Source organism: Streptomyces sp. NPDC085944 (genome assembly GCF_040686295.1).
Taxonomy (GTDB): Bacteria; Actinomycetota; Actinomycetes; order Streptomycetales; family Streptomycetaceae; genus Streptomyces; species Streptomyces salinarius.
Window position 1 is genome coordinate 67,849 of the sequence record NZ_JBFBJX010000013.1, and the last position, 14,159, is coordinate 82,007.

The following is a 14,159-nucleotide window of genomic DNA, read 5'->3' on the forward strand; positions in this document are numbered from 1 at the left end:
GGCCGCGACAGCCCGCGACCGCCACGCACCATCCGCACCCCCACCACCCGAGAAGGACCATGCGACGCCACAGCGCCCAGCTCACCCACCAGACCGACGTCCTGCCCTGGCTCGGCGCCAACTTCTGGTCCCGCACCGGCGGCCCGCTGATGTGGCGGAACTACGACCCCAAGACCGTGCGCGAGGAACTGCGCGTGCTCGCCGACCACGGTCTCAACACGACCCGGTCCTTCTTCTACTGGCCCGACTTCCACCCGGAGCCGCATCGGATCGACGACGAACTGTGCGCCCGCTTCGAGGACTTCCTCGACGCCCACACGGAGGCGGGCATGGGGACCATACCGACGTTCATCGTCGGTCACATGTCCGGGGAGAACTGGGACCCGGCCTGGCGCGGCAACCGAGACCTGTACGAGGACGTGTGGATGGTCGGCCGGCAGGCGTGGTTCGTCTCCCGCATGGCACGTCGCTTCAAGGACCACCCCGCGGTCACGGGCTGGCTGATCACCAACGAGATGCCGGGATACGGGCGCATCCACCAGGTCGACCCGCCGTCCTCGGACGTGGTGACCGCGTGGGCGCAGGCCATGTGCAACGCGGTGCGGGCGACGGGCGCGACGCAACCGGTGTCGCTGGGCGACGGCGCGTGGGGCATCGAGGTCACCGGACGTGACAACGGGTTCTCGCTGCGGGAGACGGCCGAGTACGTCGACTTCGTGGGCCCGCACGTGTACCGCTCGGACACCGACCGGCCGCGGCAGCACTACCGGGCCGCGTTCGAGTGCGAGCTGGCCTCGGTGACCGGGCAACCCGTCGTACTGGAGGAGTTCGGGCTGTCGACCGACACCGTCTCGGCCGCCAACGCGGGCGTCTTCTACCGGCAGACCCTGCACAACTCGCTGCTGGGCGGCGCCACCGGCTGGCTCGCCTGGAACAACACCGACTACGACGCCCTGTGGGACCAGTCCCCCTACGATCACCACCCCTTCGAGATGCACTTCGGCATCACCGACTCCGCCGGGGCGCCCAAGGAGCCGCTGCGAGAACTGGCTGCCTTCGCCGAGGTGTTGAGGGCCGTGGACTTCCGGCGCTGCTCCCGAACGGACGCGGACGCCGCCCTCGTCGTCCCCGCCTTCCTCGAACGGGGCTATCCCTACAGCCGTCCCGCTGACCGGCCGCTCATCTTCACGTCCCTGCACCAGGGTTACGTCACCGCGCACGCCGCCGACCTGCCGGTGGCCCTCACCCGCGAGGCCGACGGACTGCCGGGCGAGGCATCGCTCTACCTGCTTCCCGCCACCCGGCAGCTCACCACCCGAACCCGCAGGGAGCTGGCCCGCCGGGCCGCCGAGGGCGCCACCGTGTACTTGTCCTTCTGCTCCGGCGAACACCCGGTCACCCGCGGCCCCTGGTTCGACGATCTCGACGGACTCTTCGGCGTGGAGCTGCAGCTGTCCTACGGCGTCGCCGAGCCGATCGAGGACGACGTGCTGGAGATGACATTCACGGAGGACTTCGGCGGCCTGCGCGCCGGCGAGGTGCTGCGCTTCCCGGTCGCCGGGAACGAGGACAGCCGCGCCTACCTGCCCGTCGCGGCGCGCGCGGGCCGGGTCGTGGCGGTGGACGCACACGGGCGGCCGGCCCTGATCGTCCACGAGACCGGGGTGGGCCGGACGGTGCTGGTCACCTATCCGCTGGAGCACATGGCGGCCCGCACCGCGCGCGTCAACCCCGATGCCACCCACCGTCTCTACGCCGCGCTTGCGCAGGTGGCGGGCGTGCGCCGACCCGTCACGGTCGCCGATCCGCACGTCTCGGCGGACGTCGTCGTCCACGCCGACGGACGCCGCTTCGTGTGGCTGGTCAGCCAGAGCCCGGAGCCGCTCGTGGTCCGTCCGGACGCCGAGGGGAAGCTGCACGAGCTGACCGACGGCCGCCCGGTCGAGGACGTGGCGCTCGACGCGTACGGCGTCGCCGTACTGGAGCTGCGATGACCCTCCCCCGCTACCGCGACCCCGCCGCGCCGGTGCCGGACCGCGTCCGTGACCTGCTGGGCCGCATGACCCTCGCGGAGAAGGTCGGGCAGGTCAACCAGCGCATGTACGGCTGGGACGCCTACGAGCGCGCCGGGCAGGGGCACCGGCTCACCGACGCCTTTCGCGCCGAGGTGGCCGCCTTCGACGGCATGGGCGCGCTGTACGGGCTGCAGCGGGCCGACACCTGGTCGGGCGTCGGCTTCGCGGACGGCCTCGACGCCGAGGACGGTGCGCGCACCGCGGCGGACGTGCAGCGGCACGTCATGGACCACACCCGGCTCGGCATACCCGTGCTGCTGGTCGAGGAAATGCCGCACGGCCACCAGGCGCTGGACGCCACGGTGCTCCCGGTGAACCTCGCGGTCGGTGCCACCTGGGACCCGGACCTGTACGCCGACGCGGTGGCCGGGGCGGCCGCCGAACTGCGGGCGCGCGGCGCGCACATCGCGCTGGTCTCCGCCCTCGACCTGGTGCGCGATCCGCGCTGGGGACGCAGCGAGGAGTGCTTCGCCGAGGACCCGTACCTCGCCGCGCGGATGACCGAGGCCCTGGTCGAGGGCGCGCGCCGGGCGGGGGTGGCCGTGGTCCTCAAGCACTTCGCCGGGCAGGGCGCCACCGTCGGCGGGCGCAACAGCGCGGCGACGGATTTGGGGCCGCGCGAACTGCACGAGGTGCACCTGGCGGCGGCGCGGGCCGGGGTGGCCGCCGGTGCGGCCGGGGTGATGGCCGCGTACAACGAGTTCGACGGTCTGCCCTGCGTCGCGAACCGGTACCTGCTGACCGACCTGCTCCGTACGGAGTGGGGCTTCGAGGGCGTCGTCATGGCGGACGGCACGGCGGTGGACCGGCTGGTGCGGCTCACCGGTGACCCGGTGGCGGCGGGAGCGCTGGCGCTGGACGCCGGGTGCGATCTGAGCCTGTGGGACGCCTCCTTCACCCGGCTGGGCGAGGCGGTGGAACGCGGTCTGGTCTCCGAGTCGGCCCTGAACGCCGCGGTGGCCCGGGTGCTCGCGCTCAAGTTCCGCCTGGGCCTGTTCGAGGCGCCACTGCCGTCGGCCGAAGAGGTCACCGAAGGCCTCCCCGATCCGGCCGAGGTGGGAGAGCGCGTCGCCCGCGCGTCGGTGACGCTGCTCTCCCACACGGGCGGGGTGCTCCCCCTGTCCCGAGCGGTGCGGCGGATAGCGGTCCTCGGACCGAACGCCCACTCCCTGGCGCAGCAGATCGGCGACTACACGGCACCGCAGCGGCCGGGCAGCGGCGTCACGGTGCTGGAGGGCATCCGCGCGGCGGTGGTGCCCGGCACCGAGGTGGTGCACGGCCGGGGATGCGGTCTGGTGGGTGACGACGTGTCGGACGTCCCGGCGGCCGTGGCACTGGCGGCCGGCTCCGACGTGGCCGTGCTGGTGCTGGGCGGTTCCAGCGCGCGTTCATCGGACACGGTGTTCGACGTGAACGGCGCGGCCGTCACCGGTTCGGGAACGCCGGCCGGCATGACCTGCGGCGAAGGTGTCGACCTCGCGGACCTGACGCTGCCGCCCGGGCAACGGGCCCTGCTGGCCGCGGTGTCGGCGACCGGAACCCCGGTCGTGGTGGTGCTGGTCCAGGGCCGCCCGCACGCCCTACCCGAGCTGGACGCGCCCGCGGCGGCGGTGCTGAGCGCCTGGTATCCGGGTCCGCGCGGGGGCCGTGCCGTGGCCGAGGTGCTGTTCGGGGACGCCGAGCCGCGCGGCCGGCTGCCGGTCTCCGTGCCCCGGTCGGCCGCCCAACTGCCCGTCTACTACAACAGGAAGGACCACCGCTTTCGCGGGTACGTCGACCAGAGTGCCGGGCCGCTGCATGCCTTCGGGCACGGTCTGTCGTACACGAGCGTCGCGTACGGGGCGCCGCGCCTTTCGCACGCGCGAGTCGGCGTGCGGGTCCCGCGGCTGACCTGCCGGGTCACGGTCCGCAACACCGGGGCGCGGACGGCCGAGGAGACGGTCCAGCTCTATGTGCGCCGTCTGTCCGGGAGCACGTCCTGGCCGCGCGTGCGCGAGCTGCGCGGCTTCGTCCGGCTGAGCATCGCGCCCGGCGAGGAGGCCGAGGCGGTCTTCGAGGTGGGTCCGGACACGCTGGCGTCGGTGGGGCGCGACCTCCGCCTCCTCGTGGAGCCGGGGGTGGTGGAACTGGAGACGGGCCCGGCGTCGGACCGGACCCGGGGCGCACGCCTGGAGATCACGGACTCGTAGTCCCGGGCGCGGAGATCACGCACTCGGAATCGAACATAATTTAGGCTAGCCTTACCTACATGGCGAAGGTTCGACGGCTCACGCCCCAGCACCCGCAGATGTTCCGCGCCCGTGTCGTGCGGACCGAGCGGATCTCCCCGTCCATGCAGCGCGTCACGGTCTCCGGGCCGGGACTGGACGGCTTCCCGTGGCGGGGGTACGACCACTGGTTCCGGCTGTTCTTCCCGCTCCCCCACCAACGCGACCTGCGTCTGCCGGAGTTCACGGGCTCGCAGTGGTGGCAGCCCTATCTCGCGATCCCGGAGGAGGAGCGGCCGCACTGCGCCAACTACTCCGTGGCCGACTACCGCGGGCGGACCGCCGAGTTGGACATCGACTTCGTCGTCCACCGCGGGCCCACCGGCGAGATCGAGGGCCGGGCCGCGATCTGGGCCTGCGACGCCCGCCCCGGGGACACACTCGCCCTGCTCGACCAGGGCATCCTCTTCGACTGCCCGCAGGACGCCTCGGAGATCGTCGTGGTGGCCGACGAGACCGGACTGCCCGCCACGGCGGGCATCATGCGCTCACTTCCCCGAGGCGCCGTGGGGCGGCTCATCCAGGAGATCCCCACCGACGGCGACCGCCGCGACCTGGACGCCCCGGCCGGCGTGACGGTCTCCTGGGTCGTACGGCGGGACGGCGCCTCGGTCCCCGGCGCCGCCGCGCTGCGTGAGCTGCGCCGGCTGACCCGTGCCGACACGACGGGATACGCCTTCGTCGTCGGCGAGTCGACCCTGGCCACCGAGGGACGCAGGCACCTGCACCGCCTCGGCCTGCCGAAGGAACGCATCACCTTCTCGGGGTTCTGGAAGCACGAGGCACTGGCGGCTGCCTGACTCCACCGCCCCCGGTCAGGAAACGGCGTCCGGGCGGCCGAGGACGTACGGCGCGAGGATGTCGGCCACCGTCCGGTTGCGCGGCGCGGGAACGCCCAGCCGGTCGGCGAGGTCCACCACGCCCCCGCTGAGCCAGGGCAGTTCGAGGCGGTTGCCCTTCTCCAGGTCGTTGTGCATGGAGGAGGTCATGGCGGCGGGGAGCGTGTCGCAGAAGCCGAGCCGGTCCTCGGCGAAGCCGCTGTCCAGCCGCACCCCCGACGCCTGCGCCACGGCCACCGTCTCGGCCATGACGTCGTACAGGAGTCGACGGCTCCGTTCGTTGGCGCGGATGACGCCGACGGGCTGACGGACGGTCGCCGTGGTCGCCGACAGGCCCACCAGGAAGACGAACTTCTCCCAGATCACCCGCTCGATGTCGTCGCTGGGTTCGGCGTCGACTCCCGCGTCCCGGAAGGCGGCGAGCACGGCCCGGCCGGTCTCCGCCGAGCCCGGCCCGTAGGGACCGAGCACGACCTTCTGCAGGGTGCCGTTGTGCCTGACGACTCCCCGTTCCTCGATGAAGGCGGAGATGAAGCAGACGCCGCCCAGGACCTGTTCGTCCGCCAGGCGGTCGCGCAGGACGGCGTCCTTGTGCACCCCGTTCTGCAGGGACAGCACCGTCGCGTCGCGCGCCGCGGAGGACTTGAGCTGCTCGGCGACGGACTCGGTGTCCCACAACTTGACGGCGACGAGGACCAGATCCGTGGGGCCGAGTTCGCAGACGCTCGCGACGACGGAGTCGGGCGAGATGCGCAAGTCGCCCAGCGGGCTGCGCACGACCAGGCCCGACCGGCGAATGGCCTCGAGGTGGCTGCCGCGGGCCACGAAGGTGACCTCGTGCCCCGCCGCGGCCAGCCGGGCTCCGAAGCAGCCTCCGACTCCGCCCGCCCCGATCACCGCTATGCGCATGTTCGTTCCCCCACTCCTTCGGCAACCGTCCGCCGGTTGCCATCATGCCCGGTTACGACTTCACGAAGGCCAGGAGGTCGGGGTTGAGGATCTCCGGGTGGGTCGAGAGCATGCCGTGCGGGAGCCCTTCGTACGACTTCAGGGTGCCGTTCGGCAGGAGTTCCACCGACCGGGGCGCCGCGTCCTCGTAGGGCACGACCTGGTCGTCCGTGCCGTGCGCGACGAGGACGGGGACGTCGATCCGTTGGAGGTCGTCGGTGAAGTCGGTCTCCGAGAAGGCCGCGATGCACTCGTAGTGTGCGTTGGCGGCGCCCGTCATGCCCTGCAGCCACCAGCGGTCGATCAGCCCCTGGGAGACCGTCGCGCCCTCCCGGTTGAAGCCGTAGAAGGGGCCGGACGGCACGTCGATGTAGAACTGCGCGCGATTGGCGGCCAGGGCCGCGCGGAACTCGTCGAAGACCTCGATCGGCAGCCCGCCGGGATTGGTCTCGGACTTCACCATCACCGGGGGGACGGCACTGACGAGTACGGCCTTCGCGACCCGGCCCGGCTTGGCGCGCGCCACATAGCGAGCGACCTCGCCGCCCCCGGTGGAATGCCCGATGTGCACGGCGTCCCGCAGGTCGAGGGCGTCGGTCAGGGCCGCGACGTCGGCGGCGTAGGTGTCCATGTCGTGGCCGCCGGAGGGCTGGCCCGAGCGTCCGTGACCGCGCCGGTCGTGGGCGATGACCCGGTAGCCGTGGGAGAGGAAGAACAACATCTGGTTGTCCCAGTCGTCGGCACTGAGCGGCCAGCCGTGGTGGAAGACGATCGGCAGGCCGTCGCGCGGCCCCCAGTCCTTGTAGAAGATGTCCGTGCCGTCGGAGGTGGTGACCGTACCCATTGCCATTCCTTCCGCGCGAAAGACGGTTCCGCGCCAGCCACCCTACGCCGGAAATCGACATTCGACATTTTTCACCCGTTCCGGTCAGGAGTACGGGTCAGTCGGAAGCCGGTGAACTCCGCCGTGAAGGCGCACGCGCTCGCCGTCCGGCGGCGCATCGACGTTGAATGGACCCCATGGACCAGCTGCTCCGGCGGCGCGGTCCTGGCGTTTTGCCGGGCACGCGGGCACTTGACAGGGAAGTGGTGTCCCGGAGGGTTTCGGCCCGCCCGAGCACCTCGTGACCCGACGGCCCGGAACCCACGACCGGAGAAGCTTCCATGAAGATCCAGCTCACCAGCGTTTTCGTCGACGACCAGGCCCATGCCCTGCGCTTCTACACCGAGACGCTGGGCTTTCTGAAGAAGCACGACGTGCCCGTGGGTTCCGGAAGGGACCGGTGGCTGACGGTGGTCTCGCCGGAGGTTCCCGACGGGACCGAGCTGCTGCTCGAGCCCTCCGGTCATCCCGCGGTGGGTCCGTACCGGACGGCGTTGGCCCAGGACGGCATTCCGGCCGCCTCCTTCACCGTGGCCGACGTGCGGGCGGAGTACGAGCGGCTGCGCGGACTCGGGGTGCGTTTCACCCAGGAACCGATGGAGATGGGGCCGGTCACCACGGCGGTCCTGGACGACACCTGCGGCAATCTCATCCAGATCATGCAGGGCCAGTAGCCGCGAGCGCGTCCGGCGGCGCGCCCCGGCCCCGCGGGAGCCGACGCGGCTGCGCGGCCGTCGCGCCTACGGAGCCGTCGCGCTCTCCAGGCGGTCGGCCAGCGTCGCGGCGAACTCCTCGGCCCGCGCCAGCTGGGTCCGCAGGTCGGCGACCCGCTGCCGGGCCGCCCGTTCGAAGTCGCGGACGCGTTCCAGGAGCTGCTCGCGCTCGTCGGCCGGCAGCGGGCCGTCGCCTCGGTCCAGACGGTCGGTGGCCTCCAGCAGATCCCGCATCTCGTCGAGGGTGAAGCCGAGCGGCTTCATGCGGCGCACGACCATCAGGCGGGCGACGTCGGCCTCCGTGTACAGACGGAAGCCGCCCTGTGAGCGGGCGGAGGGGACGACCAGGCCGGTCTCCTCGTAGTGCCGGATCGTGCGCAGCGACAACTCGGTCCTGGCCGCCACCTCGCCGATCTGCATGTGCCCGCCGCTCACGCTGCGCCTTCCTCGTCGTCCGTCCCGCCGCCACCGCGACGGCTTGGATCTCTACCGTAACGTTAGGGTAGAGTTGCCCGGGTGCCGGGCCGCTGTGCCGTTCGGCACTCTATGGTGCGGGAGACCCGACACGATGCGGGAGACCCGGTCCACCATGCCATTGCCGGGGCCGAGGAAGCCCCCGGCCAAGACCGACGTCGGCAGGAGAGTGCGAGCGCATGCCCATGATGCCCCGCACCGCCGTCTGCCCGCCGTGACGCTTCGCCCCTGAGCCGGCGGCCGTTCCCGACGGCGCGCCGTGCTCTTCTCCCTCGGTCCACCACCGCGCGGCCCTCGCGCTTCCCTGCACGCCCCCTCGCTGCCGGGCGTGCCCGACCACGACAGGTACCTCCCTCTTGTCTGCTCCCGCACTCTCCCCCGCCGCGCGCCTGCGCGGCCTCAAGCCCGACTGGATCTCCGACCCGAAGGTGTGGCGCACCGAGGTCCTCGCCGGACTCGTCGTCGCCCTGGCCCTGATCCCGGAGGCGATCTCGTTCTCGATCATCGCCGGGGTCGACCCGGAGATCGGCCTGTTCGCGGCCTTCACCATGGCGGTCACCATCTCGATCGTGGGCGGCCGCCGCGCGATGATCTCCGCGGCGACCGGTGCCGTCGCCCTGGTGATCGCCCCGTTGAACCGCGAGCACGGCTTGGGCTACCTCGTCGCGGCGGTCATCCTCGCCGGTGTCTTCCAAGTGGTGCTCGGCGCGCTCGGGGTGGCCAGGCTGATGCGGTTCGTGCCGCGCTCGGTGATGGTCGGCTTCGTCAACGCCCTGGCCATCCTCATCTTCATGGCGCAGGTGCCGGAGATGACCGACGTGCCCTGGCCCGTCTACCCGCTGATCGCGGGCGGCCTGGTGCTGATGGTGCTCTTCCCGAGGATCACCCGGGTGGTGCCCGCGCCGCTCGTCTCCATCGTCGTCCTGACCGTCGTCACCGTGGCGGCCGGCATCGCCGTACCGACCGTCGGTGACAAGGGGGAGCTGCCCCACGCGCTGCCGGTGCCGGGGCTGCCCGACGTGCCGTTCACCCTCGACACGCTGACGACCGTCGCCCCGTACGCGCTCGCCATGGCGCTGGTCGGGCTCATGGAGTCGCTGATGACGGCGAAGCTGGTGGACGACATCACGGACACCCACTCCAACAAGACCCGCGAGTCGATCGGGCAGGGCATCGCCAACATCGTCACCGGCTTCTTCGGCGGCATGGGCGGATGCGCCATGATCGGCCAGACGATGATCAACGTGAAGGTGTCCGGCGCGCGTACCCGCCTGTCCACGTTCCTGGCGGGCTCGTTCCTGATGGTGCTGTGCATCGTCTTCGGTCCGGTCGTGTCCGACATCCCGATGGCGGCCCTGGTCGCGGTGATGGTGATGGTGTCGTTCACGACGTTCGACTGGCACTCCGTCGCCCCGAGGACGCTCAAGCGGATGCCGGCCGGCGAGATCCTCGTCATGGTGGTCACCGTCGCGGTCGTGGTGGCCACCAGCAACCTGGCCATCGGCGTCGTGGTCGGCTCCGTCACCGCGATGGTCGTCTTCGCCAGGCGGGTGGCCCACCTGGCGGACGTCACCTCGGTCACCGACCCCGACGGCGGCCAGGTCGTCTACTCCGTCACCGGCGAGCTGTTCTTCGCCTCCAGCAACGACCTGGTCTCGCGCTTCGACTACGCCGGCGACCCCGACCGGGTGGTCATCGACCTGTCCGCCACCCACATCTGGGACGCCTCGTCCGTCGCCGCCCTGGACGCGATCGAGACCAAGTACGCGCAGCGCGGCAAGCAGGCCGAGATCGTCGGCCTCAACGAGCACAGCACCGTCATGCGCGAGAGGCTCGGCGGCACCCTCACCGGCAACCACTGACCCCCGGGGCCGTCGTCACGCGTGGGACAGGCGTCCCGCGCAGAGGCGTCAGGCGTGCGGCGGCCGGAACTGGGGGCCGTAGGTGCCAGGCGCTCCCGGGACGGGGATCTCCATGAGTTCGAGCGCGGGCGCCTCCAGCCCGCCCATGGTCCGGACGGCGGAGCGCAGGGTGCGTGCCTCGCCGTCGGCCCAGGCCGCTTCGAGTGTGCTCAGCACCTTGGCGTAGGCGGTGTCGAAGCGGTCGAGGAGGCCCTGGACACGCTCCGACGGGTCGGGCCACCCGCCGGCCGGGACCCGTGCCATGGGGCGCGCGTCGGGGAAGGGCACGGGGGCGCCGATGAACCGCCAGCCGTCGTGCTCCCGGCGCAGTTGCCGTCCGTGGTAGATCTCGCCGAAGGCGTAGTAGTGGGCAGGGTAGTCGTCCCCGAAGGCGTCCTCGGGGGAACTGGTGGTTCCCTCGCCCTGTTCCTTGATGATCTCGATGGCCCGCTCGACTCCGTCGAGGTCGGTCACGGGTTCCAGGACGTCGGAGCCGATGTGCTGGGAGAGCTGCCCCCGGGCCGACAGTTCGGGCGCCGCGGACCGGAAGGCGTTCATGAGGTCGTCGTAGAAGTGGCCGATGCTGGGCGAGCCGTTCAAGCCGCGGGCGAGGGGCGCCTCGGGGGCTTCGATCGCCATCATCACGTCATGCACGAAGGGCCTGTTGAGGCCGGAGAGGTAGACGTTCACCCCGTCGCGCACCCCGCCGGGCAGCGGGCCCGGGTAGGCGAGGGCCGCGTCGGTGATCCGCGGCCGGCCGCCCACGGCCACCAGCAGGTTGCAGACGACGCCCATGTGGTACATCTCGTCGCCGATGATGCGCCGAATGAGGCGCGCGACGTGACTGGTGCGGTCCCCCACCGACCACCATCCGCACAGGTAGGGCGGGATCGTGGCGAGTTCGAGGGCCACGGCGACCTGCAGGGCCTCGCGCAGCCAGTCGACACCGCGGCCGCCGTGGGGGACGGCGAGCAGCCGGGCCACGGACCGGCAGCCGGACACGGCGCCCTCGGGTCGCCCGGCCGCCCGAACGGGCGCGGCGGCCGAGGCGGGTGCGGCGGCCGTGACGGGTACGGCTGCCGTCAGGACGGCCGACGCCATGAAGGTCCTTCGCCCGAACGGGGCGCCCGTCCCCGACGCTTCCTCGCGCACACCAGTCACCCGTACTCCCTCTGCAAGCGATGCCCGCCTCTGACCGAGACGTCCGCGTTTGTCCGACGGCTGGCGAAACTAGCAGCGCCGAGACCGTTTCCCGGGCGAGCGGCACCGAACGGGGCATCCTCTACCCGGTCGGCCCTATCCGCGCCGCTCGGGGCCGGCGCCGAGTGGCTCACGTGTCAGCGACAGCAACAGCCCGTGGGGCTCCGCGTCGGCCGCCGCCACCAGGCCCCGACCCCTGGGGCCGACCGGGCCGCCGCCGACTCCGGTGACGACACAGCCGGCCGCCCGGCACAGCGCGATGCCCGCGGCGAAGTGCACGCTCTCGGTGAGGCCGGTGCCGTCGGTGACACAGGCGGCGCGCTTCCCGGCGGCGACCCGGGCCAGTGCCAGTGCCGTCGACACCGCCCGGGGCCGGAACTCCCGCCGGAACCCGGGGTGGGCGAGCAGGTCCACCGCGCGGAACGCGGGCGCACCCGGGAAGGGCGGGTCGAAGTTCACACTCTTGACACGGTCACGCCGACCGCTTGTATGGTCTAGTCCAACAGAACTCACCGCTCCGTTTGCGGAGTTGAGCCCTGCCGGGGTCCCCCCACCCCTGCGAGGACGGTGAGTGCGCGTCGCCTTCGCGCCTCCTGGCCCCACCCACGAGAGGCCGTACTCGGCATGCGCGCGGCCCCCCACACACGGCCGCGCGTGGCCCCGGGACGGCAGGAAGTGAAGGAGTTCCCCATGCACGCACGCCGGAAGACCGCTGCCCTCATCGGCGCGGCCCTCGCCCCCGTCGTGGCCGTGAGTCTGCCCGCCTCCTCGGCGAGCGCTCACGGCTACATCTCCGACCCGCCGAGCCGTCAGGCCCAGTGCGCGGCGGGCACGGTGTCCTGCGGCGACATCACGTACGAGCCCCAGAGCGTCGAGGGCCCCAAGGGCCTGACCAGCTGCAGCGGCGGCAACAGCCGGTTCGCGGAGCTGGACGACGACAGCAAGGGGTGGCAGGTCACCCCGGTGTCGAAGACCACGACCTTCTCGTGGCGGCTGACCGCACAGCACGCCACCAGCACCTGGGAGTACTACGTCGGCGGTCGGCGGATCGCGCTGTTCGACGACGGTGGCGCGAAGCCGGACGCGGTCGTGAACCACCAGGTCGACTTCGGCGGGCTCACCGGGCAGCAGAAGGTCCTCGCCGTCTGGAACGTCGCCGACACCTCCAACGCGTTCTACGCCTGCATCGACGTCAACGTCGCCGGCTGACGGGCCGGGCGGAGCAGTCCGGGAGCGGCCACGCCCCTCGCGGTGCGTGGTCGCTCCCCCTCCGCCGCCCCCTGCCTCCAGACACCCACGGCGGCCCGGAGCTGCCAGGCGTTGCCCTACCCGCCCGCCCCCTCGCGCCCACCGGCCCGCTCGGCCGCGAGGGGGTGGCGCGCGAGGTCCTCGGCGTCCGGCTCCTCCAGCAGGAACCCCGCCCCGCCCTCCAGCATCCCCGCGATCTCGGCCGAGCGCGGGAGCATCGTCTTCTCGTAGGTGCGCACGGGGTCGTCGACGGTGGCCGAGCGAGCGAGGGCGAGCGCGAGTTCCGCCGCGTCGAGCATGGCCAGGTTGACTCCGACGCCGAGCGGGGGCATCAGGTGAGCGGCGTCCCCCAGGAGGGTCACGCCCGGCGTGTGCCGCCAGGTGTGCGGCACCGGCAGGGCGAAGAGCGGGCGGTCGACGTAGGCGCCGTCGTTCTCGGTGAGCAGGCGGAGTATGTTCGGCGACCAGCCCGCGTACTCGGCGAGGAGCCGCGCCCGGATGCCCTCGGTGACCTCCGGGCGGAGGCCGCTCGCCGCCATCCAGTCCTGCGGGACTCGGCGCATGAGGTAGACGCGCAGGTGGCCGCCGCTGGTGCGCTGCGCGAAGAGCCCCCGTTGCTCCGTCGGCCACGTGGGCGCTGCCCCGGCCGACCAGTTCGGCCAGCTCCGGATGCGCGGATTCCACGGCGTCGAACCACGCCTCCAGGAATCCGACCCCGGTGTAGCGCGGAACGGCGTCGGACACCGCCGCGCGGACGCGGGAGAAGGCGCGGTCCGCTCCGACGACGAGGTCCGTCTCCACCGTGCTGCCGTCGGTGAACGTCAGGGTCCGCGGCCCGTCGGCCGGACCGCTCACCGACTTCAGTGCGCGCCCCCAGCGCACCGTCCCGGCGTCGAGCGACCGCAGCAGGAGGTCCCGCAGCTGGCCCCGGTCGATCTCCGGGCGGGCCGTCTCGCCCTCGTCCGGCAGCCGGTGGCCGAGGAGTCGCCCCCTGGTGTCGAGACGGCGCTCCTCCTGGCTCTCCAGCCTGGCAAGTGGGCCGGTGGATCCCGCGCTACGCCGTCCACGACCGGGTCGGTCGCTCCGGCCCCGGGAGCAGCGCTCCCAGCAGCCGTACCCCGGCCGGAGTGAGCGACCACCGCTCGTGCTCGGCGTCGTCGCGGGCGAGGGCGACCAGCGGCACCGCCCCCTCGTGCCGGACAGGGGCGTTCAGGTCCACGACCGCGAAGCAGCGCTTCCCGGTCTCCGTGCCCTCCGCGCCCCGCAGGACGCAGAGACCGTCGAGGACGGCGAGCCCGCGTCCCCCTTCGGCATCGGGGTCCGCACGGCGCCGCCGGGGCAGGGCCGGGTTCCTGTCGGACACCTCGACGACGAGGAGGTGCTCGTCCAGGACGACCTCCACGGCCAGCCGTCCCCCCGCGTGCAGCAGGCCGTTGGTCAGCAGTTCCGAGGCCACCAGTTCGAGACGTACGCGCTGGTCCTCGGAGAGCGGGACGCCCCACGACCGCACGGTGGCGGCGATCCTCCTGCGCGCGGCGCGGACGGTGGCGGGGGTGGCTTCCAGGGGGAAGCGGGATCGAAGCATCGGTGTCTCCCGGCGGGGACGCGGAC

Annotated in this window: 11 protein-coding genes and 2 pseudogenes; 6 read left to right on the top strand and 7 right to left on the bottom strand. The window is 72.4% G+C overall.

Annotated features, from left to right (window positions below):
* The first annotated feature begins 59 nt into the window (after nt 1–59).
* From AB0P07_RS24815 to AB0P07_RS24825, 3 genes are read left to right on the top strand one after another with little or no spacing between them, the layout of a single operon-like run.
* Nucleotides 60–1,994 (top strand): cellulase family glycosylhydrolase, encoded by a 1,935-nt coding sequence (locus AB0P07_RS24815; protein ID WP_365554118.1) that lies wholly within the window; start codon nt 60–62, stop codon nt 1,992–1,994.
* The gene (locus tag AB0P07_RS24820; protein ID WP_365554121.1) at nt 1,991–4,264 is read left to right on the top strand and encodes a glycoside hydrolase family 3 N-terminal domain-containing protein; all 2,274 of its coding nucleotides are present in this window, start codon (nt 1,991–1,993) and stop codon (nt 4,262–4,264) included. Before AB0P07_RS24815 ends, AB0P07_RS24820 begins: the two co-directional genes overlap by 4 nt.
* Before the next feature lie 59 nt (nt 4,265–4,323).
* A complete protein-coding gene (locus AB0P07_RS24825; protein WP_365554124.1) occupies nt 4,324–5,142 on the top strand; it encodes a siderophore-interacting protein in 819 nt (272 codons plus the stop codon).
* A gap of 15 nt (nt 5,143–5,157) precedes the next feature.
* Here the strand turns inward: AB0P07_RS24825 and AB0P07_RS24830 are convergent, their stop codons facing one another.
* Nucleotides 5,158–6,090, bottom strand: coding sequence for a 2-dehydropantoate 2-reductase (locus AB0P07_RS24830; protein WP_365554127.1), 933 nt, complete (start codon nt 6,088–6,090; stop codon nt 5,158–5,160).
* Nucleotides 6,091–6,142: 52 nt separating this feature from the next.
* Entirely contained in the window at nt 6,143–6,973 is an 831-nt protein-coding gene (locus AB0P07_RS24835; RefSeq protein ID WP_365554130.1) for an alpha/beta hydrolase, read from the bottom strand.
* 320 nt (nt 6,974–7,293) lie between these two features.
* Here AB0P07_RS24835 and AB0P07_RS24840 point away from each other — a divergent pair, with 320 nt between their 5' ends.
* Nucleotides 7,294–7,686, top strand: coding sequence for a VOC family protein (locus AB0P07_RS24840; protein ID WP_365554132.1), 393 nt, complete (start codon nt 7,294–7,296; stop codon nt 7,684–7,686).
* 66 nt (nt 7,687–7,752) lie between these two features.
* Here the strand turns inward: AB0P07_RS24840 and AB0P07_RS24845 are convergent, their stop codons facing one another.
* On the bottom strand, nt 7,753–8,160 hold the full coding sequence (locus AB0P07_RS24845; RefSeq protein WP_186779130.1) for a MerR family transcriptional regulator: 408 nt from the start codon (nt 8,158–8,160) through the stop codon (nt 7,753–7,755).
* A gap of 395 nt (nt 8,161–8,555) precedes the next feature.
* On the opposite strand from AB0P07_RS24845, the gene AB0P07_RS24850 reads away from it, so the two are divergent.
* Nucleotides 8,556–10,061: a SulP family inorganic anion transporter gene (locus AB0P07_RS24850; RefSeq protein WP_365554137.1), complete on the top strand. Its 1,506-nt coding sequence runs from the start codon at nt 8,556–8,558 to the stop codon at nt 10,059–10,061.
* 48 nt (nt 10,062–10,109) lie between these two features.
* On the opposite strand, the gene AB0P07_RS24855 is transcribed toward AB0P07_RS24850, so the two are convergent.
* Nucleotides 10,110–11,201 (bottom strand): ferritin-like protein, encoded by a 1,092-nt coding sequence (locus AB0P07_RS24855; protein ID WP_365554140.1) that lies wholly within the window; start codon nt 11,199–11,201, stop codon nt 10,110–10,112.
* A 195-nt stretch (nt 11,202–11,396) separates the two neighbouring features.
* Nucleotides 11,397–11,771: pseudogene (locus AB0P07_RS24860) on the bottom strand (inositol monophosphatase family protein); the annotation flags it as partial.
* 219 nt (nt 11,772–11,990) lie between these two features.
* Here AB0P07_RS24860 and AB0P07_RS24865 point away from each other — a divergent pair.
* Nucleotides 11,991–12,509 (top strand): lytic polysaccharide monooxygenase auxiliary activity family 9 protein, encoded by a 519-nt coding sequence (locus AB0P07_RS24865; protein ID WP_365554143.1) that lies wholly within the window; start codon nt 11,991–11,993, stop codon nt 12,507–12,509.
* Between the two features lie 116 nt (nt 12,510–12,625).
* Here AB0P07_RS24865 and AB0P07_RS24870 read toward each other — a convergent pair.
* Both AB0P07_RS24870 and AB0P07_RS24875 read right to left on the bottom strand, forming a co-directional pair.
* Nucleotides 12,626–13,583: pseudogene (locus tag AB0P07_RS24870) on the bottom strand (FAD-dependent monooxygenase); the annotation flags it as partial.
* Nucleotides 13,584–13,602: 19 nt separating this feature from the next.
* A complete protein-coding gene (locus AB0P07_RS24875; protein WP_365554146.1) occupies nt 13,603–14,133 on the bottom strand; it encodes an ATP-binding protein in 531 nt (176 codons plus the stop codon).
* Nucleotides 14,134–14,159 lie beyond the last annotated feature (26 nt).